The 23210-nt window shown below is 52.4% G+C and carries 23 protein-coding genes; 8 read left to right on the top strand and 15 right to left on the bottom strand.

The window, feature by feature from the left end:
* Positions 1 to 6: 6 nt before the first annotated feature.
* Positions 7 to 696 (bottom strand): phosphate response regulator transcription factor PhoB, encoded by a 690-nt coding sequence (phoB, locus tag OGY71_RS09000; RefSeq protein WP_003830970.1) that lies wholly within the window; start codon positions 694 to 696, stop codon positions 7 to 9.
* Positions 697 to 886: 190 nt separating this feature from the next.
* Between phoB and sbcD the strand changes: the two genes are divergently transcribed.
* The 3 genes from sbcD to araJ all read left to right on the top strand — a co-directional run bounded on the left by sbcD (position 887) and on the right by araJ (position 6594).
* The gene (gene sbcD / locus OGY71_RS08995; RefSeq protein ID WP_286613146.1) at positions 887 to 2089 is read left to right on the top strand and encodes an exonuclease subunit SbcD; all 1203 of its coding nucleotides are present in this window, start codon (positions 887 to 889) and stop codon (positions 2087 to 2089) included.
* Positions 2086 to 5229, top strand: coding sequence for an exonuclease subunit SbcC (gene sbcC / locus OGY71_RS08990; RefSeq protein ID WP_286613143.1), 3144 nt, complete (start codon positions 2086 to 2088; stop codon positions 5227 to 5229). The genes sbcD and sbcC overlap by 4 nt, the downstream gene beginning before the upstream one ends.
* A gap of 192 nt (positions 5230 to 5421) precedes the next feature.
* Positions 5422 to 6594 (top strand): MFS transporter AraJ, encoded by a 1173-nt coding sequence (gene araJ, locus OGY71_RS08985; RefSeq protein WP_286613187.1) that lies wholly within the window; start codon positions 5422 to 5424, stop codon positions 6592 to 6594.
* A 27-nt stretch (positions 6595 to 6621) separates the two neighbouring features.
* Here araJ and mak read toward each other — a convergent pair whose 3' ends face one another.
* A complete protein-coding gene (mak, locus tag OGY71_RS08980; protein ID WP_267440549.1) occupies positions 6622 to 7530 on the bottom strand; it encodes a fructokinase in 909 nt (302 codons plus the stop codon).
* A 91-nt stretch (positions 7531 to 7621) separates the two neighbouring features.
* On the opposite strand from mak, the gene rdgC reads away from it, so the two are divergent.
* Positions 7622 to 8533, top strand: coding sequence for a recombination-associated protein RdgC (gene rdgC, locus OGY71_RS08975; protein ID WP_003021479.1), 912 nt, complete (start codon positions 7622 to 7624; stop codon positions 8531 to 8533).
* A gap of 50 nt (positions 8534 to 8583) precedes the next feature.
* On the opposite strand, the gene ppnP is transcribed toward rdgC, so the two are convergent.
* From ppnP to OGY71_RS08950, 5 genes are all read right to left on the bottom strand, one after another.
* Entirely contained in the window at positions 8584 to 8868 is a 285-nt protein-coding gene (gene ppnP / locus OGY71_RS08970) for a pyrimidine/purine nucleoside phosphorylase (protein ID WP_003021477.1), read from the bottom strand.
* 71 nt (positions 8869 to 8939) lie between these two features.
* The gene (locus OGY71_RS08965) at positions 8940 to 9617 is read right to left on the bottom strand and encodes an AroM family protein (protein WP_003830963.1); all 678 of its coding nucleotides are present in this window, start codon (positions 9615 to 9617) and stop codon (positions 8940 to 8942) included.
* 246 nt (positions 9618 to 9863) lie between these two features.
* A complete protein-coding gene (gene yaiA / locus OGY71_RS08960) occupies positions 9864 to 10055 on the bottom strand; it encodes a protein YaiA (RefSeq protein WP_003830961.1) in 192 nt (63 codons plus the stop codon).
* Between the two features lie 26 nt (positions 10056 to 10081).
* Positions 10082 to 10627 (bottom strand): shikimate kinase AroL, encoded by a 546-nt coding sequence (gene aroL / locus OGY71_RS08955; protein ID WP_003830960.1) that lies wholly within the window; start codon positions 10625 to 10627, stop codon positions 10082 to 10084.
* A 186-nt stretch (positions 10628 to 10813) separates the two neighbouring features.
* The gene (locus tag OGY71_RS08950) at positions 10814 to 11269 is read right to left on the bottom strand and encodes a YaiI/YqxD family protein (protein WP_003830959.1); all 456 of its coding nucleotides are present in this window, start codon (positions 11267 to 11269) and stop codon (positions 10814 to 10816) included.
* Positions 11270 to 11458: 189 nt separating this feature from the next.
* On the opposite strand from OGY71_RS08950, the gene proC reads away from it, so the two are divergent.
* The gene (proC, locus tag OGY71_RS08945; RefSeq protein WP_003021462.1) at positions 11459 to 12268 is read left to right on the top strand and encodes a pyrroline-5-carboxylate reductase; all 810 of its coding nucleotides are present in this window, start codon (positions 11459 to 11461) and stop codon (positions 12266 to 12268) included.
* A gap of 17 nt (positions 12269 to 12285) precedes the next feature.
* On the opposite strand, the gene adrA is transcribed toward proC, so the two are convergent.
* The 5 genes from adrA to OGY71_RS08920 all read right to left on the bottom strand — a co-directional run bounded on the left by adrA (position 12286) and on the right by OGY71_RS08920 (position 17118).
* Positions 12286 to 13401, bottom strand: coding sequence for a diguanylate cyclase AdrA (gene adrA / locus OGY71_RS08940; RefSeq protein WP_122973925.1), 1116 nt, complete (start codon positions 13399 to 13401; stop codon positions 12286 to 12288).
* Positions 13402 to 13492: 91 nt separating this feature from the next.
* Complete coding sequence (gene psiF, locus OGY71_RS08935) at positions 13493 to 13813, bottom strand: phosphate starvation-inducible protein PsiF (RefSeq protein ID WP_003830956.1); 321 nt, start codon at positions 13811 to 13813, stop codon at positions 13493 to 13495.
* A gap of 97 nt (positions 13814 to 13910) precedes the next feature.
* Positions 13911 to 15326 carry an alkaline phosphatase gene (gene phoA / locus OGY71_RS08930; RefSeq protein ID WP_191221777.1) on the bottom strand — a complete coding sequence of 472 codons (1416 nt, stop codon included), beginning with the start codon at positions 15324 to 15326 and terminating at the stop codon, positions 13911 to 13913.
* Between the two features lie 104 nt (positions 15327 to 15430).
* Entirely contained in the window at positions 15431 to 15673 is a 243-nt protein-coding gene (locus OGY71_RS08925) for a sigma-S stabilization anti-adapter protein IraP (protein ID WP_003830953.1), read from the bottom strand.
* Positions 15674 to 15921: 248 nt separating this feature from the next.
* On the bottom strand, positions 15922 to 17118 hold the full coding sequence (locus tag OGY71_RS08920; protein ID WP_003830951.1) for a multidrug efflux MFS transporter: 1197 nt from the start codon (positions 17116 to 17118) through the stop codon (positions 15922 to 15924).
* Positions 17119 to 17419: 301 nt separating this feature from the next.
* Between OGY71_RS08920 and ddlA the strand changes: the two genes are divergently transcribed.
* The gene (ddlA, locus tag OGY71_RS08915; RefSeq protein WP_032934537.1) at positions 17420 to 18514 is read left to right on the top strand and encodes a D-alanine--D-alanine ligase; all 1095 of its coding nucleotides are present in this window, start codon (positions 17420 to 17422) and stop codon (positions 18512 to 18514) included.
* Between the two features lie 23 nt (positions 18515 to 18537).
* On the opposite strand, the gene OGY71_RS08910 is transcribed toward ddlA, so the two are convergent.
* On the bottom strand, positions 18538 to 18756 hold the full coding sequence (locus OGY71_RS08910; RefSeq protein WP_003830949.1) for a DUF2754 domain-containing protein: 219 nt from the start codon (positions 18754 to 18756) through the stop codon (positions 18538 to 18540).
* 264 nt (positions 18757 to 19020) lie between these two features.
* Here OGY71_RS08910 and OGY71_RS08905 point away from each other — a divergent pair, with 264 nt between their 5' ends.
* Positions 19021 to 19344: a DUF2755 family protein gene (locus tag OGY71_RS08905; RefSeq protein ID WP_003830948.1), complete on the top strand. Its 324-nt coding sequence runs from the start codon at positions 19021 to 19023 to the stop codon at positions 19342 to 19344.
* On the opposite strand, the gene OGY71_RS08900 is transcribed toward OGY71_RS08905, so the two are convergent.
* Complete coding sequence (locus tag OGY71_RS08900; RefSeq protein ID WP_126319069.1) at positions 19329 to 20432, bottom strand: DUF1615 domain-containing protein; 1104 nt, start codon at positions 20430 to 20432, stop codon at positions 19329 to 19331. The genes OGY71_RS08905 and OGY71_RS08900 overlap by 16 nt on opposite strands.
* 15 nt (positions 20433 to 20447) lie before the next feature.
* A complete protein-coding gene (gene sbmA, locus OGY71_RS08895) occupies positions 20448 to 21668 on the bottom strand; it encodes a peptide antibiotic transporter SbmA (RefSeq protein WP_003021430.1) in 1221 nt (406 codons plus the stop codon).
* Between the two features lie 384 nt (positions 21669 to 22052).
* On the opposite strand from sbmA, the gene ampH reads away from it, so the two are divergent.
* Positions 22053 to 23210, top strand: a complete 1158-nt coding sequence (gene ampH / locus OGY71_RS08890; RefSeq protein WP_003830945.1) for a D-alanyl-D-alanine-carboxypeptidase/endopeptidase AmpH — start codon at positions 22053 to 22055, stop codon at positions 23208 to 23210.

Raw genomic sequence — 23210 nt, 5'->3', positions numbered from 1 at the left:
TGTCAGTCAAAAGCGGGTCGAAAAACGATATCCCGTCCCGCGAACTGTCTGCACCATACGATCGTGTCCGCTGTGCTCCAGCGCTTTACGTAATCGGCGGATATGCACATCAACTGTCCGGTCTTCCACGTAGACATTGGTTCCCCAGACATGATTGAGGAGTTGTTCACGACTGTATACGCGTTCGGGGTGAGTCATAAAGAAGTGCAACAGTTTGAATTCGGTCGGCCCCATATCCAGCGGTTCTTCGCCGGTCATCACGCGATGCGAAGTGGGATCAAGACTCAGCCCCTGCATCTCAATCACCTCTTCCACCGCCATGGGGGAAATTCGACGCAGCACAGCTTTAATACGCGCCACCAGCTCCTTGGGAGAAAACGGCTTGGTAATATAGTCATCCGCACCGGTTTCCAGACCCCGGACGCGATCTTCCTCTTCTCCCCTCGCCGTCAGCATCATCACGGGGATGTCCCGTGTCATGGCTTCGCGCTTGAGATGCTTAATAAACTGTAGACCCGAGCCGCCGGGAAGCATCCAGTCAAGCAGGACGAGATCCGGCCAGGGTTCATTGAGTTGGTTCACAGCACTGTCATAGTCTTCGGCTTCTACGGGTTGAAAACCGTTTTGCTCGAGCACGAAGCAGACCATTTCACGAATTGGAGCTTCATCTTCTACGACCAGAATACGTCTCGCCATGATTTGCCCTGTTTATAATTAAATCGTTTGCCATCAATACGGTGCCATTATGCGTCAGTTTTATGACAGATTTATGAAAAGATAGCCCAGGTTTAACGCAGCCCGACGAATTATGACAGCCCGGAGACAAGATATTACCGTCCTTGAAAGGTTATAATCCCCGCCACTGTTTTATCGTCATGGAACTCTTATGCGCATCCTTCACACGTCTGACTGGCATCTGGGCCAAAATTTCTACAGCAAGAGCCGCGCCGCTGAACATCAGGCCTTTCTCGACTGGCTGCTGGAAACGGCACAATCCCAGCAGGTGGATGCCATTATTGTGGCTGGCGATATTTTCGATACCGGCTCACCGCCAAGCTACGCCCGTGAGCTGTATAACCGTTTTGTCGTCAATCTGCAGCAAACTGGCTGTCATCTGGTGGTGCTGGCAGGCAACCACGATTCCGTCGCCACGCTCAATGAATCCCGCGATATTCTGGCGTTTCTCAACACCACGGTCGTTGCCAGCGCCGGCCATGCGCCGCAGGTACTGCCGCAACGTGATGGCACGTCGGGAGCGATCCTGTGTCCGGTTCCTTTCTTACGACCACGTGACATCATTACCAGCCAGGCCGGGCTAACCGGACAAGAAAAACAGCAGCATCTGCTGGGGGCGATCACCGACTATTACCAGCAGCAGTATCAGGACGCCTGCACGCTGCGTGGCGATCGAAACCTGCCCATCATTGCGACCGGGCATTTGACCACCGTTGGCGCCAGTAAAAGTGACGCCGTACGTGACATTTATATCGGTACGCTGGACGCCTTTCCGGCGCAAAACTTTCCACCCGCGGACTACATCGCACTGGGGCATATTCACCGGGCGCAGGTTATCGGCGGGACGGACCATATTCGCTACTGCGGTTCACCGATTGCCCTCAGTTTTGACGAGTGCGGCAAAAACAAATGTGTACATCTGGTGAGCTTTGAAGCGGGGAAACTCAGCGCCGTTGAAAATCTCACCGTACCGGTCACCCAGCCGCTTGCGGTACTGAAAGGCGATTTAGCTGCCATTACCACCCAGCTTGAACAGTGGCGTAACGTACCACAAGAGCCGCCGATATGGCTGGATATTGAAATCACCACCGACGACTATCTGCATGACATGCAACGTAAGATCCAGGCCTTAACCGAAGATTTACCGGTCGAGGTGTTATTGGTGCGCCGCAGTCGGGAACAACGTGAACGTATTATGGCCAGTGAACGACGCGAAACGTTAAGCGAGCTAAGCGTAACGGAAGTTTTTGACCGCCGCCTGGCGCTGGAAGAGCTCGAAGAGCCTCAGCGCGAGCGGTTGAATCAGCTGTTTAGCGCAACCTTACACACGCTTGCAGGGGAGAGTGAAGCATGAAAATTCTCAGCCTGCGCCTGAAGAACCTCAACTCCCTGAAGGGAGAATGGAAAGTCGATTTCACGGCAGAACCTTTTGCCAGCAACGGGTTGTTCGCCATCACCGGGCCAACGGGCGCGGGGAAAACCACCCTGCTGGACGCGATATGCCTCGCCCTGTACCACGAAACGCCACGCCTGAATAACGTGTCACAGTCGCAAAATGACCTGATGACCCGCGACACCGCGGAGTGTCTGGCCGAGGTCGAGTTTGAGGTGCGCGGCGAAGCCTACCGCGCATTCTGGAGTCAGAACCGGGCACGCAACCAGCCTGAGGGCAACCTGCAGGTCCCGCGCGTAGAGCTGGCCCGCTGCGCCGACGGTAAAATCCTCGCCGATAAAGTCAAAGACAAGCTGGAGATGACAGCCGAGCTTACCGGGCTGGATTACGGGCGTTTTACCCGTTCGATGCTGCTGTCTCAGGGGCAGTTTGCCGCCTTTCTTAATGCCAAACCGAAAGAGCGCGCCGAGCTGCTGGAAGAGTTAACCGGTACTGAGATCTACGGCCAAATCTCCGCCATGGTGTTTGAAAAGCACAAGTCAGCGCGTACAGAACTGGAAAAACTGCAGGCCCAGGCCAGCGGCGTTGCGCTGTTAGCACCAGAGCAGGTGCAGTCCCTGACAGAAAGTTTGCAGGTACTTACTGACGAAGAAAAACAATACCTTACCAGCCAACAAATCCAGCAACAGCACCTCAACTGGCTTATTCGGCAAAATGAACTTCAAACGGACATAAACCGCCACCAGCAGGCATTACAGGCAGCACTTCAGGCGCAAGAAGACGCGCAGCCGCAGCTGGCAGCGCTGAGCCTGGCGCAGCCAGCCAGAGCATTACGCCCACACTGGGAGCGAATCCAGGAACAAACGGCTACTATCGAGCGCACGCGCCAGAAGATTCAGGAAGTGAATACTCGCTTACAAGGCAGCTTAGCGCTGCGCGGGCGCATCCGTCAGCAGGCGCACACGCAATCGACCGCGATACTCGCCGAACAACAGACGTTAACCGACTGGCTGAACGAACATGACCGCTTCCGCTTATGGAGTAGCGAACTGGCAGGATGGAAAGCGCTTCTGGCGCAACAGTCCGACGCCAGCGCCCAGCTACGCCAGTGGCAGCAGTTGCGGGAGAACGACACCCGTAAGCTCAATGCACTAACGCTTCCCGCGCTGACCCTTTCGCCGCAGGAGGTAACGGATGCGTTGGCACAACATGTGCAGCTTCGTCCGCTACGCCAGCGGCTGAGCAATCTGCACGGGCAAATCGCCCCGAAGCAAAAGCAACTGGCACAGTTACGCGCCACGCTTGTACAGCGTCAGCAAGAGCTAACTCAGCGCAACGCGGTGCTTGCCGAAAAACGTCAGCGCTATAAAGATAAAAATCAGCAACTTACCGATGTAAAAGTCATTTGCGAACAGGAAGCCCGAATCAAAGATCTGGAAAGCCAACGGGCATTATTGCAATCCGGCATGCCTTGCCCGCTATGCGGCTCCACCGCACATCCGGCGATTGAACGCTATCAAACGCTCGAACTGAGCGTGAATCAGACGCGGCGTGAAGCGCTGGAAAAAGAGGTCAAAACACTGGCCGATGAAGGTTCCACGTTACGCGGCCAGCTTGAGGCGATCACGCAGCAACTTCAGCGGGATGAACGCGAAGCACAGACGCTTTCTCAGGAGGAGCAAGCACTTACTCAAGAGTGGCTGACCGTCACCGCCAGCCTCAACGTCACGCTACAACCGCAGGATGACATTGCCCCGTGGCTGGCCGCTCAGGAAGAGCACGAACAACAGCTTCACCAGTTGAGCCTGCGTCATACCCTGCAGGCGCAAATCGCAGCCCATACCGAGCAGATTACCCAGCTCCAGCAGCATATTGACCAGCGCCAGGCGATGCTAACCGTCGAGCTGGCCCGTCATGGTCTGGCCCTTCCGCCAGAGGATAACGTTGCCTCATGGCTAAGCGAACGGGCGAACGAAGCGCAAATGTGGCAACAGCGCCAGAATGAACTGACCGAGTTACAGGCCCGGATTGCCCAGCTTGCGCCGCTGCTGGAAACGCTGCCAGAAACCGAGGCGCTTTCTGAAGACATTGAGGATTTGTCGCTGGAAAACTGGCGGCAGGTGCACGACGATTGCCTCTCTTTACAGGGACAGTGGCAAACCTTGCAACAGCAGGAGGCGCAGGACGTTCAGCGCGCCGCAGACATTCAGGCACAATTTAATGCCGCATTGCAGGCCAGTATCTTTGACAATCGTGACGCCTTTATTGCCGCCCTGCTGGATGAAGAGACTTTCAACCGTCTTGAGCAGTTGAAGCAATCGCTGGAAAGCCAGCAACAACAGGCACAAACGCTGCTTAATCAGGCCCAGCAGGCGCTGGCGACTCATCAACAGCAGCAACCAACCGGGGTAGATCTCTCGCTTACCGCACAACATCTACACGACGCGCTGGCGCAGCTCACCCAGCTGCTACGCGATAACACGACTCGTCAGGGCGAAATTCGCCAGCAGCTTAAGCAAGATGCTGAAAACCGCCAGCAGCAGCAGGCGCTGATGCAGGAGATTGAAAAAGTCGCACAGCAGGTCGAAGACTGGGGGTATTTGAATGCGCTGATCGGCTCGAAAGAGGGAGATAAGTTCCGCAAATTTGCCCAGGGGCTGACGCTGGATAACCTCGTCTGGCTTGCCAACAACCAGTTAACCCGTCTGCACGGTCGCTATTTGTTGCAGCGCAAGGCCAGCGAAGCGTTAGAGCTGGAAGTGGTTGATACCTGGCAGGCCGATGCGGTGCGTGACACGCGTACGCTTTCCGGCGGCGAGAGCTTCCTGGTGAGTCTGGCGCTGGCGCTGGCATTATCCGATCTGGTCAGCCACAAAACACGAATTGACTCCCTGTTCCTCGACGAAGGCTTCGGCACGCTGGACAGTGAAACGCTGGATACCGCTCTGGACGCGCTGGATGCGCTCAACGCTACCGGTAAAACCATTGGCGTCATCAGCCACGTCGAAGCAATGAAAGAACGCATTCCGGTGCAGATCAAGGTGAAAAAAATCAACGGTCTGGGCTACAGCAAACTCGACAAGATGTTTGCGGTGGAGTAATCGACCAGCGGATGTGGTGTCACAGGCCGGATACGCGCTAGCGCCATCCGGCACTCTATGTAGCACAATATTGCATACTCAGGGACGGATATGAAATGGCATTCCACTTCGCTTATCCGCAAGCTATCGCTATTGGCGGCGAACGTTCGCCGCTATGACGCACATCCTGCGTCTTTCTTGTTGGCAGGTGGTATGAAAAAAGTCATTTTCTCTTTAGCGCTGGGAACATTTGGGCTGGGCATGGCCGAGTTTGGCATTATGGGCGTTCTCACCGAGCTGGCGCAGGACGTGGGAATTTCTATTCCTGCCGCTGGCCATATGATCTCGTTTTACGCCTTTGGCGTGGTGCTGGGCGCCCCCATTATTGCGCTCTTTTCCAGCCGTTTTTCACTCAAGCATATTCTGCTGTTTCTGGTCACACTGTGTGTGATTGGCAACGCCATCTTCACCCTCTCCTCCTCCTATTTTATGCTGGCGGTAGGCAGGCTGGTCTCCGGCTTCCCGCATGGTGCGTTTTTTGGCGTTGGCGCAATAATCCTGTCGAAGCTCGCCCGTCCGGGAAAAGTCACCGCCGCCGTCGCGGGTATGATTTCGGGGATGACCGTAGCCAATCTGGTTGGCATTTCTTTCGGCACCTGGCTGAGTCAGGAATTTAGCTGGCGCTATACGTTCCTGCTGATTGCCGTCTTTAATATCGCCGTGATGGTCTCGGTCGCTTTTTGGGTACCCAACATCAGCGATGAAGCAAAAGGAAAACTGCGCGAACAATTTCACTTTTTGAAAAGCCCCGCCCCGTGGCTCATTTTCTCCGCCACCATGTTCGGTAACGCCGGGGTTTTCGCCTGGTTCAGCTACGTCAAACCGTACATGATGTATATCTCCGGCTTCTCCGAATCGCTGATGACCTTCATCATGATGCTGGTAGGATTAGGAATGGTGTTGGGAAATCTGCTGAGCGGTCGGCTGTCTGGTCGCTATACGCCGCTGCGCATTGCGGTGATAACCGACTTCGTGATTGTGCTGGCTCTGCTGTTGCTCTTTGCCTTTGGCGGGATCAAAGTCGCGTCGCTGACCTTCGCCTTTATTTGCTGCGCGGGCCTGTTTGCCCTGTCGGCGCCGCTGCAAATTTTACTGCTGCAAAATGCTAAAGGAGGGGAGCTGCTGGGTGCGGCTGGCGGGCAAATTGCCTTTAACCTCGGCAGCGCGATTGGCGCTTATTGCGGTGGCATGATGCTGACGCTGGGCTTTGCCTACAACTACGTGACACTGCCGGCGGCACTACTGTCGTTTTCTGCGATGTCGTCACTGTTGCTGTACGGTCGCCTGAAGCGCGCAGTCCCCCAGATGACACACGCTGCCGGATAGCATCTGCGCTACCCGGCTACGCGAACATTACTCCTGCGGCCACAGCCAGGCCGCGCCACGTACGCCGCTGGAGTCACCGTGTAGCGCTCTGCGTAAAGGTGTTTCGCATTCGCCGCCAAAGACAAACTGCTTAATCAACGTCGGAACGTTTTGATACAGTCGGTCGACATTGCTCATTCCACCACCCAGCACAATGACGTCCGGATCGAGAATATTCACCACATGAGCCAGTGATTTCGCCAGACGAAGCTCATAGCGGCTCAACGCTTGCTCCGCAAGAGCATCCTGCGCATTAACAAGGCTGATAATTTCATTACCTTTGAGCTTCTTACCGCTCAGACGCTGGTAGTCGGTGGCAAAACCGGTCCCGGAAATGAAGGTTTCAATGCAGCCTTGTTTGCCACAATAACAAGGGACTTCTTGTCGAAAACGCAGCTCATCTTCGTCCATCCACGGCAGCGGATTATGTCCCCACTCCCCTGCGGTACCGTTGCCGCCGGTGTGCGCCCGACCATTCAGTGCCACGCCTGCGCCACATCCGGTGCCGATAATCACAGCAAATACGGTTTGTGCACCTGCCGCCGCACCATCCACCGCTTCTGAAACCGCCAGACAGTTGGCATCATTTGCCAACCGCACTTCGCGATTCAGACGCGAACTCAGGTCTTTGTCAAAAGGTTGTCCGTTAAGCCAGGTCGAGTTGGCATTCTTTACCACCCCGGTGTAGGGCGAGATTGAACCTGGAATGCCCATTCCCACGGTTCCCGTCTGCCCGGTGGCGTTTTCCGCCATCTCCACCAGCGTGGCGATGGTTTCTATCGTTTGCCGATAATCATCACGCGGCGTGGGCAGGCGATGGCGAAAAAGCTGCTCGCCCGCATCGCCAAGCGCAATAACTTCCGTTTTCGTACCGCCCAAATCGATACCTATACGCACTGTTTGCTCCTCTTCCCGATTAACAATGCAAGCATAGCGACAATTCGCTATCATGCCCGCTGGATTTAACGACAAGGCCGTGGAAATTATCATGCTGTGGTTCAAAAATTTAATGGTTTACCGTCTTAGCCGCGATGTTTCTTTGCGAGCCGAAGAGATGGAAAAACAGCTGGCATCAATGACGTTCACCCCTTGCGGTAGCCAGGATATGGCAAAAATGGGCTGGGTTCCGCCGATGGGATCGCACAGCGATGCATTAACGCATACCGCCAATGGCCAAATTATTATCTGCGCCCGCAAAGAAGAAAAAATTCTGCCGTCGCCGGTTATCAAACAGGCGCTGGAAGCAAAAATATTCAAACTGGAAGCTGAGCAAGGTCGCAAACTTAAGAAGACCGAAAAAGACTCGCTGAAAGATGAAGTTCTGCACTCATTGCTGCCGCGCGCCTTTAGCCGCTTCAGCCAGACAATGATGTGGATCGATACCGTCAACGATCTGATCATGGTTGATTGTGCGAGCGCGAAAAAAGCCGAAGATACGCTAGCGCTGCTGCGTAAGAGTCTCGGTTCGCTGCCGGTCGTTCCGTTGACGATGGAAAACCCTATTGAGCTGACGCTGACCGAATGGGTTCGCTCCGGCACCACGGCGCAGGGCTTCCAACTGCTGGATGAAGCTGAACTGAAAGCGATCCTTGAAGACGGCGGTGTGATCCGCGCGAAAAAGCAGGATCTGGTCTGCGACGAAATCGCCGTGCATATCGAAGCGGGCAAACTGGTCACCAAGCTGGCCCTCGACTGGCAGCAGCGCATTCAGTTCGTTATGTGTGACGACGGCTCCATTAAGCGCCTGAAGTTCAGCGACGAGCTGCGCGATCAGAATGAAGATATCGACCGCGAAGATTATGCTCAGCGTTTTGATGCCGATTTCATCCTGATGACAGGTGAACTGGCGGCGCTGATTAAAAGTCTGGTGGAAGGATTAGGCGGCGAAGCGCAACGTTAAGCCGTGTTTAGCGAATGGCGACTCAATATCGCCATTCGTCATTTTTACGCTTACAGGTAACGGCAAAGATAGGATGTTGGCTCTGCTACCTGCAGATGAAACTCGCTGTTGCCCGGTACGTTAAACACGTCTCCTGCGGCATACACTTTCCACTCGGTTTCCCCTGGCAGCAGCACGTTCAGTGCGCCACTAACTACCGTCATCTCTTCAGGCGCCGCAGTACCAAAGGTATATTCACCTTCAGCCATCACACCTACACTGGCGCGGCCAGTACTGCTGCTGGTAAAACCGATCGATTTTACTTTGCCGGAAAAGTATTCATTACTTTGAAGCATACAACTGGCCCTATCTCGTGATTAAGTTAGGAACCAATATAGGGGGCTGACGTTCCACCTGTCACGCAAAATTACGCCAGCAATTCCGAAGCCAGTCGAGCAATCAACACATTGGACAACAGAACCGGGACATCCAGCGACTTTTGCAGTAAATCACGATGACGTTGATGAAACCCCAGGCAGTCCAGCATAAGAACATCAGCACCTTGCTCAAGGAGATATTTCCCGGCATCAATCAGCTGTTGTTCGGAACCTTCTACTGGATTCGCCACGGCGTACACTGGCGGAGTTTGTAACACCTGCCACTTTTGTGTCTGGGCTTTGAGCAATTCAGCAACAGGTACAATGACCCCAACCTGATGCCCTTCGACAATTGAAGCCACTAACGGGGGAATAATGCGTATGGGTTCCAACAAGATACTATTGCGGGCGGTCAGACGGGTGATTGAGGCGGTACTCATCAGCAGGATCACATCAAATCCCTGATTATCGAGAACCTCCACAATGCTTTGCAGCGAGCGTTCCACTTTCTGACGTGAGACATGAGCAAGTTGGTGGTCGCTAAGCAGTGTTAATAACAGCTCGTCACCGGGTGAAGCCCCGTACTCGGCCATCACATCTTCTCGCTGCATCTGCCCCAGCAGACTGTGGTGAGTAATGTGCTGTTCATCAATATATTCCGTCAGGAGCGGTAACATCTCACACATCGGCACAACGCCAATCGTGAGGATAGCCAACGACGTACTCATTTGTTGCTCCACCGTCTTCTTACTTTGCTGTGAAATCCCGGATAAGAGCCGGGCGCTGACCTGTGCTACAAATGCTCAAAAGCGTAGCAGTAGATCGGCGGTGTATTGTGTAAAGATTCCAGATCATTCCAGTACTGGATTGTTATTGTTTAATTTTCAATTTTTACTGTATACGGCGAAATTTAAAATAATGTGATGCACGCCCGGACTGGCACTTTTAAGAATCGTGCCAGAGCGGTCTTCATATCAGGTTTTATCGGGGTCTTCGTAGCGTTTTTTAGCATCCATCGCTTCCTGAGCTGAAGGATGCTCACTGATCAACGAATTCGGTTTAGGGTGATCGGCACGAAGTTGATACCAGGTTACCGTCTGGCCTGGCGCCCCTTTTTCAACCGTAACAATGGTCGCTTGACGTGGGTAAGGTGGTTGTGTCGGCATAGTTCTTCCTTTTAACTGGATGAACATTAAGTATAGACACCGCCCTGCAACCGTGGCGCTGCCTGCGCCAGTATTCCAAGAATGTCTTCCACTACCTGCGAAGGCGGATTGGTGGCATCAACGATATAGTGCGCAGCCTCGCGATACAAAACATCGCGCTGGGCGAGCACTTCCTGAACCTCTTCGGTCAACGGTTTGCCGGTTAGAGTCGGTCGTAATCCTTCTTCAGGCGTGGCCTCCAGACGATCAACCAGTACCGATACCGGTGCGCTTAGATAGATAACCACGCCGTGGCTGCGCATGTAGCGGCGATTAAATTCGGTAAGAATGATACCGCCGCCGGTCGCAACAACCGTGGCAGGAGCTGTGACAGCCTGCAGAGCGGTCGTTTCCTGGGCACGAAACCCTTCCCATCCTTCTCTTTCGACGATTTCCGCCACGGTCATTTGCACGTGCGATTGCAACCAGCGATCGGTATCAACGAACTGGAAATCAATAGCCTTTGCCAGCGCCATACCGGTTGTCGTCTTACCACACCCCCGGGGGCCAACAAGAAAAAGAGGTTGCGTCATCACAGAATTTCCCCAGAGAGCCGCCAACAAGCGGGATCTGATGCGGTTAAAAATATAATCATATCATCAAACTAGTACGCCGCCAAAACTGTAAATAAAAAATTACAGAAGAAATGGCGAGGTGAGTTAACCCCTACTATAACAAGAATTCACAATGAATAAAGTGTAAATAATAAATTACACACTCTATTTTCTACGCTGAACTTCCAGCCACCACTTATCCAGTTCAGCCGCAAAATGCTGTCTGTCGCGGGGCGAAAGGCTATCCGGCCCCCCGGTCTGAATACCGCTGGCACGCAGTGTATCCATAAAATCACGCATCATCAGACGCTCACGGATCGTCGCGTCGGTATAACGTTCGCCACGCGGGTTAAGCGCCGCCGCACCTTTTTCAATCACTTCAGCCGCCAGCGGAATATCTGCCGTTATCACTAAATCACCGGCGCTGCACTGACGCACAATCTCGTTATCAGCCACGTCAAAGCCCGCAGGCACACGTAATGTGCTGATGAAACGCGAAGGCGGGACGCGTAGGCTTTGGTTGGCCACTAAAACAAGCGGCATTTGCATGCGCTCAGAGGCGCGGTACAAAATGTCTTTAATCACATTCGGACACGCATCGGCATCCACCCATATTGTCATAACTTCTCCCCACTGGTGTGCTGTCGCACATTGTCGCGTGCTTTTACTTTCAGGCAAAGTGCTGTTTCTCCTTCTGCACATATTCATTCCGCGCTAAGCTTACCTTTCCCAGATTTACCCTAAATACTTCAAGTAACTTGAAGTATTTAGGGTATAAAACAATGAATATCATCCATAGGGAGTGACAAGATGGACAAGAAAATTGGTTTTATCGGCTGCGGTAATATGGGCAAAGCCATTCTTGGCGGCATGATCGCCAGCGGTCAGGTTCTCCCCGGACAAATCTGGGTCTACACCCCTTCCCCCGATAAGGTCGCCGCACTACACGACCAGTACGGCATTAATGCGGCGCAGTCTGCACAAGAAGTCGCGCAGATCGCTGATATTGTTTTTGGGGCCGTAAAGCCAGGCATTATGATTAAGGTGCTGAGCGAAATTACCTCCAGCCTGAACAAAGACTCCCTTGTCGTTTCGATTGCCGCGGGCGTCACCCTCGATCAGCTCGCTCGCGCGCTGGGTCATGACCGTAAAATCATTCGCGCGATGCCAAACACGCCATCGCTGGTGAACGCCGGAATGACCTCCGTCACGCCAAACGCCTTAGTCACGCCGGAAGATACGGCCGACGTGCTCAATATCTTCCGCTGCTTTGGCGAAGCTGAAGTCATTGCGGAGGCAATGATTCATCCGGTCGTTGGCGTCAGCGGTTCAGCACCGGCCTATGTATTTATGTTTATCGAAGCGATGGCAGATGCCGCCGTTCAGGGGGGGATGCCCCGCGCGCAGGCTTATAAATTTGCAGCACAAGCGGTAATGGGTTCGGCGAAGATGGTTCTGGAAACGGGTAAACATCCAGGCGAATTAAAGGATATGGTGTGCTCGCCGGGTGGAACCACCATTGAGGCGGTACGCGTCCTGGAAGAACGCGGTTTCCGTTCATCGGTGATTGAAGCGATGATTAAGTGCATGGAGCAGTCGGAAAAACTCAGCCGCTCCTGAGTTAACACCGCCGGACGTCAGGCCGCCGCTTCAGTGCGGTTACGTCCGGAATTCTTTGCTTTGTAGAGAGCCATATCTGCTGATTTTAACCATTCTCGATAGTGTTCAGTTTCAGACGTCAGCGGCGCAACACCCACGCTAATGCGCAGGTCAACCTGCGGCGCGCAGGATAAACGCAGTTGGGTAAGCCGTTCGTGAACACGTGACATCGCTGCAATCGCGCTGCTCGCTGACGTGCCACACATGATTACCGCAAACTCATCACCGCCAAAGCGACCAATCACATCGCTACCGCGTAAGGTCATCTGTAACTGGCGGGTCAGTGCAACAATGGCCTGATCCCCGACGTCATGGCCCCAGGTATCATTGATACTCTTAAAATGGTCAATATCGATGATAAGGAGCGTGGCGTCACGCTGATGGCGGCGGCAATTATCAAATTCATTTCGCAGCAACAGTTCCCAATGACGTCGGTTATAAACCCCGGTCATCCCATCTCGCGTACTCATAACCTGTAAGCGGCGTTTATGTTCTGCCAGCCTGATGAGTGTCTGGTAACTCACCCAGGCAAACAGCAACGGGTAAACCACTAACACCGGCAGCGACAGCAGCACGCCCAGTTGCGTACTGCTAAAAGCCACGGGGATATCCGTTAACTGTAACGTCACCAGGCATGAAACCACCATCAACACGGCACCTGCGATGAAGACACGCATCCCCCCTGCGCCCATCAGGTTGATACAGATAATCATCAACAGCGCCGTGGATGGCAGCAAGTTTATCCCCATAATCCCCATCCACATCCCGGCGAGGATGGCATCGGCTTTTAAGTTGGTATATTCGCTATGCAGTGGATCGATAGCTTTACTTGCCAATTGCCATGCCAGATGCGGCCAGACAAACGCCCATCCCACCAGCAAAAGCCACCAGCCTCCGGTTATTGGCTGAGAAACTAATACAGACGCGATAGGGAAAAACATTCCCCCCAGTCCCACCGCTCGCGGCAGCCTGATTCGTCGGGCAAATCGCAGACCGGAACGTTGGTGGTCATTTTGATGAAGCAATATAAATGCTTCATTCGGGACGACCTTCTTTTGATAAAAGTTTTCATCATTCATCGTATTTGGGAATATTCTGAAACAAATTTCCCAAATTATAGGAAGGGGTCTGGTGGCGGAAGTATGATATTTCGGGTGAGCGATTTTACCTGCTCACCCGGAAGTGCTAAGCAGATTTTTTCAGGCAAGCGCTCATAAACTTATTACGATCATCGCCTTTCAGCGACTGTTCCGTCGCCTTGACGTTGCATTCACGCATTTTCTGCTGCTGCGGCGTCAGGCTCTTTTCCTCAGGCGCAGATTTACTGTTTTTCAGGCAATCACTCATGTAGGTCTTACGCGCATCCCCTTTTAAGGTCTGCGCCGTTGCCTGCTGATTGCAGGTGGTCATACGCTGTTGTTGCGGGGTTAACGTCTTCTCGGCAGCACCGACTGTAGTTAAAAAAATAAGGCCAAAGAGTAACGTCATTAATAATGTAATTTTCATAGCACCATCCTTTTCTGAACGACGACACACAGGTAAGTTTGGCTGCTAACGATAAAAATACCACCCAACGGCAAAAGTATTGCCGTCGGGTGTCAGCTTATTTCAGTCCTAACGCCGCTTTCATGGTGTAAAACAGATCGGTTTGATCGGTCAGGCCAACCACATTCGCCGCATGAGGGCCATAGGCTGCAATACGCAGTTGGCTGCCGGTGTGCTCCTGGGACTCTTCTTCAGAGTTGCCATAGCTAATGACCATCACCGCGCCATCTTTGGTGTTCAGCGCTTGCGTTAAACCGGGTGCTTTGGTATCCGGTGCGACGATCTGGCTGGCATGCGCGTGGTCAGCGGTTACCACAACCAGGGTGTTGCCATCTTTCTTAGCAAAAGCAAGAGCACGCTGCACCGCTTCATCCAGATCGACCGTTTCACCAATTTGACCACACGGGTTAGCGGCATGATCTTGTTTGTCGATTGACGCGCCTTCTACTTGCAGGAAGAAACCTTTCTCATTCTTGCTTAACAGCTCAATCGCTTTATCCGTCATCTGCGCCAGCGTTGGCACGCTGTCGTTACGTTTTGGATTTGGCATACAGGTCACTACCGGCTTATCCAGATTTCCGTGATAAGACGCTTTCGGCCCTTCCCAACGCACTGGCATATTACCGTCTGAGAACAGACCCAACAGCGGTTTATCCTGATTCGCTTCGGTAATCGCCGCCAGCGTCGCGGCATCGCTCACCATTTGATAACCGCGAGCCTGTGCTTGCTCACGCAGCGTTTTACCCTGCCACTCACCTGCCGTAGCGGTTTCAGTAAATGTTTTTGCTCCGCCGCCTAACGTAACATCCGCACGGGCATTCAATAATTGTTCGGTAATCGACCCTTTACCGCCTTTTTCCAGCGCGTTCGTCGGGCATTTTTCAGCCGTCACGCTCGGGCCATAGCATTTACGCGAAGTGACATGGGCAACCAGTGCGGCCGGGGTGGCATCCTGCAATTCAGCCGTGGAAACGTTGCCTGTCGCCAGACCTGCCGCTTTGGCCATTTCCAGAATAGTGGCGTGATCTTTTTCACGAATATCAACGCCCAGAGCACCATTGTAAGTTTTAACGCCGGTCGTCCACGCCGTCGCAGATGCTGCTGAATCTGTCACATAATCAGGTTTCCCTGTTTTCTTATCCAACGCATAATGCGTGTATTGCCCGGTCAGCGGTAAAGCATCAATACCTTTAAAAAAGCCGCCCGCGCCTTCAGCATAATTTCGCGCTGCCGTTATTTCGGAATCGCCCATCCCATCGCCAATTAGCAAAATAATATTTTTGGCTGGTTTATCGTTCAGGGATTCGCGCAGAGCCGCCGTTTGATCGGCAGACAATCGGCGAGCGCCACCCGGCGTGGTGATATCACCTTGAGCGGCACGATTATCCATAACCGCTACAGTAGATGTTTCTGCATTAATAACCGGGGTAAACAGCAAAGGTAACAGGGCAATAGCGAGTGCACTTTGTTTCACTTTATATTCTCCATGTATAAATACGGTAAAATTAAAACAAAGCGACTATAAGTATTTGATGTGACACTTTTATGATAATTTGTGGGTGTCCCGCCACAGAGGGTTCAAAACGCTTTTTGTACGCCCTCGCAAGCGCTATGTATGTTCGTCAGAAACGCGGGCATGTGGTTTACATCAGCCAGCGCCCCCTCAATTTGACGAATAAATATTTGCCGATCGTTCCACGCCATATTGCGCAGCATTTCGATGATTACCCGTTCCAACGTTTCGACCTGTGCCGCCAGATCTTGCGACTCTTCTTCTTTTTGCGCGAGCTTAAGTAACAACTCAGTGACGAGGTTTTTCATTTGCCTATTCCCTTAACAAAATATGGGCCACGTTATCATTAAGGCTCACAACTGCCTAGAGGATGAAAGTTGTATTTTTATAAGGAATAAAAAGATTTGCGAAAACAATCACAACACAAAATAAGGGTAAATGCGTCTGGATGCAGAATGATTCAATATAAAAAGGTAAGAAAATTAATAATCACACAAATATATAATACGCAATTATGGATTAACAACGCTGACAGGCAGCGTTGTTAATCAGGAACTCAACGAACCCCGCGCCGACGTCGTAACGCGATAGCCAGTTGCCAGATATTGATAAGCACAATGCTTGCTGTAGCAATGAACACCCAACGGAACCCCGCCATTGCCGAAACCGTCGCCCCCATTAATGGCCCGGCGACGTTGCCGAGATACATAAATGACTGGTTATAGCCAAAGATGCGCCCGGTTATCTGGTCGCTGGAGTATTTCACCAGCAGCGTCTGCACCGCCGGCAACATCGCGCCGTCGGCAAATCCAAGCAGAAAACGTAGTACTCCCAACTGCAACGGCGTGGTGACCCACGACATGGCGAAAAACAGCACCACCGCAAAGATTAACGTCGCCATTAAAATCCGCTCAGTACCAATACGGTCGCCTAACTTACCCAGTCGAGGCGCGGAAATCAGAGCAGAAATGCCCGGTACTGAGGCTATCAGCCCGCTGAGAAAGGCAATATTCGAACTATCTGGGACCATCGATTTGATAAACAGCGCCAGAATCGGCCCAATTGAACCGTTACACAGTTGAATCACCATGGTGGTAAAAAACAGGCTGATCACCAACGCCGGATGCGAAAGCGAGGCAAACACGGCCTTCCCACTCAGACGTTCACTTTTTTTAACCGTCGGGCGAACGCCCTCTTTGATCAAGAACAGTGTGACCAGAAAACTCACCACCAGCAAGGCGGCGGTAATACAGAATACCGCCCGTAAGCCAACATGATCGGCGATAAAGCCTCCCATCAGCGGTCCGCCAATGACGCCGCTAATTTGCGCCGTAGAGAGCGTACTCAGCGCCCAGCCGCTGCGCTCGCGTGGAACCTGTGACGCAACCAGCGCCATCGCATTAGGAATATAGCCGGAGGTTAACCCCATCACCCCGCGCAGCAGAAAAAGCTGCCAGACGTTAGTGGCAAATGCCTGGAGCAAAATCGCAATGGCCATCCCCAGTGAGGCCCGCAGCAGCATCAGCTTGCGTCCTTTGCGGTCGGCTAGACTGCCCCACATCGGAGAAACAATGGCTGAAATCAGGAAGGTGACGCTGAACGTTAATCCGGACCACATTGATAGCGCTTCATGCGAGGTCACGCCCAGTTGGGAGATATAGAGTGGTAAAAAAGGCAAGATTTGGCTAATCGCCAGTCCGGTAAAAAAGCACCCGAACCAAACGGAAATAAGGTTAACTCTCCAGGATTCCATAAGGACTCATAACGATAAGTAGCTGAAAACTGCGAGCAGCTTAACAAATTACTTAGCCGAATAAGGGTCTACAGGTGCGATAAATCACAGTTTAGGATTTTATCTTCCCGCTCATCATATTTGTGATATAGCTCACATCAAACCCATAATACAAACAGGGGATTGTGCTTCCCGCGCGATCTGCGTGTATGTCCCCTTCTAATCCCCTGTCATTCGCCAAAACAATCTGCCAGAAGCCGAGGAAACCTGCGTTTTGTCGTGGTAATGTATGTGCTTTGCATTCATGGAATGGGTTTTTAAGATGGCAAAGTTGCGGGTAGGAATCGTATTTGGTGGTAAATCAGCGGAACATGAAGTGTCATTGCAATCGGCAAAAAATATTGTCGATGCCATCGACAAGACTCGCTTTGACGTTGTGCTGTTAGGTATTGATAAACAAGGGCAATGGCACGTCAGCGATGCCAGTAGCTATCTGCTCAATTCAGACGATCCGGCGCATATTGCGCTGCGGCCTTCTGAAACCAGCCTGGCGCAGGTACCCGGTAAACAAGAGCACCAGTTGATCGATGCACAAAACGGTCAACCACTGCCGACGGTCGATGTTATTTTCCCAATCGTACACGGTACTTTGGGTGAAGATGGCTCTCTGCAGGGCATGCTGCGCGTGGCGAACCTGCCGTTTGTCGGTTCTGATGTGCTGGGTTCTGCTGCCTGTATGGATAAAGACGTGACCAAACGTCTGCTGCGTGATGCCGGGTTAAACATCGCGCCATTTATTACTCTCACTCGCGCGAATCGCAACAGCATCAGCTTTGCCGAAGTAGAATCCCGCCTGGGTCTGCCGCTGTTTGTAAAACCGGCCAACCAGGGATCGTCCGTTGGCGTCAGTAAAGTAACCAGCGAAGCCCAATACGATCAAGCCGTCGCGCTGGCATTTGAATTCGATCATAAAGTCGTTGTGGAGCAAGGGATCAAAGGCCGCGAGATCGAATGTGCGGTACTGGGCAACGATCATCCGCAGGCCAGTACCTGTGGTGAGATCGTGCTGAACAGCGATTTTTACGCTTACGACACTAAATACATTGACGATAACGGTGCCAAAGTTGTCGTTCCGGCAGCAATTGCGCCAGAGATTAACGATAAGATCCGCGAAATCGCCATTCAGGCCTACCAGACTCTGGGCTGTGCCGGCATGGCGCGCGTGGACGTCTTCTTAACTGCTGAAAACGACGTTGTGATCAATGAGATCAACACGCTGCCTGGCTTTACCAACATCAGTATGTATCCGAAACTGTGGCAGGCGAGCGGTTTAGGCTATACCGATTTGATCACTCGCCTGATCGAACTGGCACTGGAACGCCATGCTGCAGATAGCGCGCTGAAAACCAGTATGTAAACCCGTCAGGATGCCTGATAGAGCTATTGGGCATCCTTTGCTTCATCATCTTCAACGCGGCGACGGATGATTAATCCGGCCAGCCAAAAGCTAATCACCCAGGTCACCAGCCCCACCGCATAGGTTTGCCATCCCTGCGCTTCAAAACCTAATAACCCCACCACGCCATTCAGAATAAAGATAAGCCCAATAGCGAAAGCATAGTAGTGCCAGTCTCGGCGGATTTTTACAGGCAGGTTCATAACAGCTCCGGTGAAAATACAACACAGGGAGGCATCCTCGCACATTTCCCCGAGGGCGTCTGTGGTCTGTGCGGAATTTCTTAAATGTAACTCAGTTTCACTTAAGGTTACATAATTGTGACCATCAACAAAAAACCGAAATCCAGGAATAATCTCTACCTGAAATTACCATCATTCTGATATTGACATTGCCGATCACCTGTCAGACTCACTCTCAGTTCCAGGCATTACGTCAAAAAAAGCAGGTTATTTCCGGAGGTCTTTATGGCTGATTTTACGCTCTCAAAATCCCTGTTTAAGGGCAAGCATCGGGATCCCTCCTCCCTGCCCGGCAACATTGCGTATGCCGTATTTGTGCTGTTTTGCTTCTGGGCGGGTGCACAGATTTTAAATCTGTTGGCCCACGCACCCGGCATCTATGAAGAACTGATGCAGCTGCAAATGCAAGAGACAGGACGCCCGCGGGTCGAAATCGGTTTAGGCGTCGGTACTCTCTTTGGACTGATCCCCTTCCTGGTAGGAAGCCTGATTCTTGGTGCCATCGCGGCGATCATGCGCTGGCGTCACCGTCATCATAAAGATGACTGACTCATACACTTCGCCCGACGATCGTCCACGCGTTTAGCAAACCATGCGGTAGTTAGATTACGCGTGATCTTCGGGCTTTCCAGTTGAATGCCCGGCAGCATTTCACGAGGAAGCGCTTTCCCGGTCTTCGCTTCCGCCAGCTTGTAGACCTTCTCGTACAGTGCGGTCTCTTCAAAGGCCTGGCTGTCACCTTTTTGCAGTTGACGGCGGATCTCACTCTCGCTCATCCCTAGCTTCCCGGCCAGTTTACGTACCGCCAGCTCCGTTTTGCCCGGCTCACTGCTGCCATAGAGAATCAGATCCCCATCCATCGCCAGCTTCACTCCGCTGGCTTTACTGACCGCATTCTGGAAAGCTGCATTGCGGCTCGCATACCATCCGGCATTAAAATCGGCGAAGCGGAAGATTGGCGCACTGTAATTCGCCGGGTAATTGAGCAGATGATATGTACCAAACCACAGCCCACCACGGCGGCTAAACACTTCCTGACGTACCGTCCCCGCCATTTTCCACGGATACCCGCTGGTGTGCTGCTCAGCAAACGCGATACTGACCTGCATTGGACCACCGGTATGTACCGGATTAAGCGATCCAAACAATGTCTGCCCCATCGGCACCATGTTGATGAAATCATCAAAGATAGCGCTAAGCTGTTTTTCCGTCTTCACCGTATCCAGACGCTCGCTGTAGCTTTTCCCCGTTGGCGAGTTAATCTTTAGCGCGGTATGCACGACAAACAGCGGGATATGCATGCGTTCTGCGCGACGATCAATCTCTTTCCAGGCTATTTTGCTTAAACCAGGAACAGCCGGATCGGCCTGGAAGTTTGACTCCTGCTGCGCTACCGCCAGCACCGAACAGATGTTTTCAACCGTCGGTGCCAGCTTCTGGCTTTCAAAGGTCTTTGCCAAATCCTGCGCCCACGCGTCCCGGTCTTTCACGCTGGCGGGCATTTTCTGGCGCACCACGCTCGCCACATCGACGGCTTTCTCCCCCTTTTTTAGCGGCTGCGCGGGTTGGCTACTACATCCCACCAGCACCAGTGCTGCCAGACCAGACAAGGGGTAAAGACGGGAAACCGTCGACATAACATCTCCTTATTATTAACTCAGCGTATGGGTAACTTCCTGAATATCCTGACCATCAAGCTCTCGTTCAAAGCTGCGCAGACGCTTATAAATAGACATCAGTTCCACTAACGTTGTCCAGGAGTTAATCAGATACTGGAACGAGCCGCGCACCTGGCCAAACACGTTGGTGATTTGCGTCATCAAACCGAGCGTAATCGTACCGGCAACAATTGACGGAAACAGCAGGAACAAACCGAAAACGTTATCAACCTGCAGGTAAAGAATACGGGCGATATTGAAGTACATATAGTGAAAATAGAGGCGGAAGTAGTTTTGCCGTACCGCATGGAACAGTTCACGCACCGTCGGTGGCGTCGCACGGTTGCCATCATCTTCGCCATACACCAATTCTTTACGATAGGCCGCTTCCACGCGCTGGTTTTTAAACTCCAGCCCGGGAAGTTTTATCCCGACCACGGCCAGTAAACCGGTTCCCATCAGCGACCAGACAATCGCGGCAATCACCAGGCCATAAGGCACATGTCCAACAATCGGCAGGTCAGGAACATGGGCAGAGAGCGTAACCAGTACAGGCAGGAAGGCAATCAGCGTCATAATCGCGTTGATAAAGCTGACGCCCATATCTTCCAGCGTAGAAGCAAAACGCATGGTGTCTTCCTGCACACGCTGCGCTGCGCCTTCGATGTGACGCAAATGCTGCCAGTGCGCCATATAGTGTTCGTTCATCGCGGTACGCCAGCGGAACACATAGTGGCTGACGAAGAAGTTGTTCATCACGCCAATGACTACGGCTATCAGCGCAATACCGAGAAAAATGCCCACTTCATGATAGAACTGCTCAATCTTCACCTTGTGTGGTGCGCTGAGCGCAGTTTGAATCAGGTCATAAAATGGCGCATACCAGGCGTTGACAGCGACACCGACTTCAACCAGAAACCAGGTCACAAAAATAATCAGCGATGTGCCAAGAATAGACCAGTACTGCCAGCGGTGTGGGCTGTAGAGAAACCAGAACAGCGCGAACACCCCGACACAAAGAATGTAGTACGCATAAAAAATCAGGTAATCCAACGACCAGAAACGCGCTGCGCTAATAGGTACGTCTCCCGACGCGCCGGTAATATGTGCAACCCAGGCTCCCCCACCTGCTTGCCAGAATACAACGGCGACGAGTGCCCAAATAAATGCCGAAATAAAGAACGGCCCCGGCTTTGGGAAAAAAGACTTAAACATAGTGCTCTCCTGCTAACTTCTTATCGTTATGACGACTGCTGTGCATTTGCCACCGTAGAGTGCGGAGGCCAGACGGCTTACGCCCAAAAACACAAGCTGAAACCGACAATTGTGACCAAAACCGAGGCACTTAGTTCGCACCTCGGTTATGAAGAATTGTTTCTGTGGTTTTCACACTCGACAACGTTCCAGTATGTGCAGATTATCACAGCGTGAGATCACAAAAGCGAACATCCGCAATCCAGGAAACTCCTGTGTTTACTCATCGTTACGTTTTTCCCACTATCATTGGTTGATAAGCGCTTTGCAATACGCCGATGAGTAGTATAAATACGCATACGCACGACATCCTTTTTCACTTTCTCTAACTCATGGACACCACCGTTGAAACGTAGTCTGCTTTTTTCTGCCGCGCTGTGTGCGGCGTCATTGACATCTGTCCAGGCGGCACAGCCTATAACCGATCCGGTCTTCGCCTCTGATATCGTTGATCGTTATGCCGACCATATATTTTACGGCAGTGGTGCTACGGGGATGGCGCTCGTGGTGATTGATGGTAATCAGCGTGTATTTCGCAGTTTTGGTGAAACACGCCCCGGCAATAATGTTCACCCGCAACTGGATTCCGTAATCCGCATTGCCTCAATTACCAAATTAATGACCAGCGAAATGCTGGTGAAATTACTCGATCAAGGCACGGTCAAACTCAACGATCCATTGAGTAAATATGCACCACCTGGCGCACGCGTACCCACTTATCAAGGAACACCAATTACGCTGGTGAATCTGGCGACACATACCAGCGCACTACCGCGCGAACAGCCAGGCGGGGCAGCCAAACGGCCGGTGTTTGTCTGGCCAACCCGCGAGCAGCGCTGGAGCTATCTCTCAACGGCTACGCTTAAAGCCGCGCCAGGATCGCAGGCTTCTTATTCCAACCTGGCGTTTGATCTGCTGGCCGATGCGCTGGGTACCGCGTCAGGTAAGCCTTATCCGCAGCTGTTTGAAGAAAAAATCACCCGTCCGCTGGGGATGAAAGACACCACCTTTACGCCATCACCCGATCAGTGCCGACGCCTGATGGTCGCGGAAAAAGGTGCCAGCCCTTGTAACAATACGCTGGCAGCGATGGGTAGCGGCGGCGTTTATTCAACGCCTGGCGATATGATGCGCTGGATGCAGCAGTATCTCTCTTCTGACTTTTATCATCGTAGCCAGCAGGCCGACCGGATGCAGACGCTGATTTACCAGCGTACGCAGTTAACTAAAGTGGTGGGAATGGACGTTCCAGGCAGAGCCGATGCGCTTGGTTTGGGCTGGGTCTACATGGCGCCGAAGAATGGCAGACCGGGAATTATTCAAAAAACCGGTGGCGGCGGTGGCTTCATTACCTATATGGCGATGATCCCACAGCAAAACGTTGGGGCATTTGTCGTAGTGACGCGCTCTCCGCTGACCCGTTTTACCAATATGAGCGACGGTATCAACGAACTGGTTGCAGAATTGAGCGGGTACAAGCCACAGGTCATTCCTGCATCCTGA

The organism is Citrobacter sp. Cpo109, from assembly GCF_030332565.1.
GTDB classification, from domain to species: Bacteria; Pseudomonadota; Gammaproteobacteria; order Enterobacterales; family Enterobacteriaceae; genus Citrobacter; species Citrobacter portucalensis.
The sequence above is the reverse complement of the archived record's forward strand: the minus strand, read 5'-3'. Positions and strand labels throughout refer to the sequence as shown.

Coding starts and splice junctions, on each gene's coding strand:
- phoB (WP_003830970.1), bottom strand. CDS start 696: ATGGCGAGACGTATTCTGGTCGTAGAAGATGAAGCTCCAATTCGTGAA.
- sbcD (WP_286613146.1), top strand. CDS start 887: ATGCGCATCCTTCACACGTCTGACTGGCATCTGGGCCAAAATTTCTAC.
- sbcC (WP_286613143.1), top strand. CDS start 2,086: ATGAAAATTCTCAGCCTGCGCCTGAAGAACCTCAACTCCCTGAAGGGA.
- araJ (WP_286613187.1), top strand. CDS start 5,422: ATGAAAAAAGTCATTTTCTCTTTAGCGCTGGGAACATTTGGGCTGGGC.
- rdgC (WP_003021479.1), top strand. CDS start 7,622: ATGCTGTGGTTCAAAAATTTAATGGTTTACCGTCTTAGCCGCGATGTT.
- ppnP (WP_003021477.1), bottom strand. CDS start 8,868: ATGCTTCAAAGTAATGAATACTTTTCCGGCAAAGTAAAATCGATCGGT.
- OGY71_RS08965 (WP_003830963.1), bottom strand. CDS start 9,617: ATGAGTACGTCGTTGGCTATCCTCACGATTGGCGTTGTGCCGATGTGT.
- yaiA (WP_003830961.1), bottom strand. CDS start 10,055: ATGCCGACACAACCACCTTACCCACGTCAAGCGACCATTGTTACGGTT.
- aroL (WP_003830960.1), bottom strand. CDS start 10,627: ATGACGCAACCTCTTTTTCTTGTTGGCCCCCGGGGGTGTGGTAAGACG.
- OGY71_RS08950 (WP_003830959.1), bottom strand. CDS start 11,269: ATGACAATATGGGTGGATGCCGATGCGTGTCCGAATGTGATTAAAGAC.
- proC (WP_003021462.1), top strand. CDS start 11,459: ATGGACAAGAAAATTGGTTTTATCGGCTGCGGTAATATGGGCAAAGCC.
- psiF (WP_003830956.1), bottom strand. CDS start 13,813: ATGAAAATTACATTATTAATGACGTTACTCTTTGGCCTTATTTTTTTA.
- OGY71_RS08925 (WP_003830953.1), bottom strand. CDS start 15,673: ATGAAAAACCTCGTCACTGAGTTGTTACTTAAGCTCGCGCAAAAAGAA.
- OGY71_RS08920 (WP_003830951.1), bottom strand. CDS start 17,118: ATGGAATCCTGGAGAGTTAACCTTATTTCCGTTTGGTTCGGGTGCTTT.
- ddlA (WP_032934537.1), top strand. CDS start 17,420: ATGGCAAAGTTGCGGGTAGGAATCGTATTTGGTGGTAAATCAGCGGAA.
- OGY71_RS08910 (WP_003830949.1), bottom strand. CDS start 18,756: ATGAACCTGCCTGTAAAAATCCGCCGAGACTGGCACTACTATGCTTTC.
- OGY71_RS08905 (WP_003830948.1), top strand. CDS start 19,021: ATGGCTGATTTTACGCTCTCAAAATCCCTGTTTAAGGGCAAGCATCGG.
- OGY71_RS08900 (WP_126319069.1), bottom strand. CDS start 20,432: ATGTCGACGGTTTCCCGTCTTTACCCCTTGTCTGGTCTGGCAGCACTG.
- sbmA (WP_003021430.1), bottom strand. CDS start 21,668: ATGTTTAAGTCTTTTTTCCCAAAGCCGGGGCCGTTCTTTATTTCGGCA.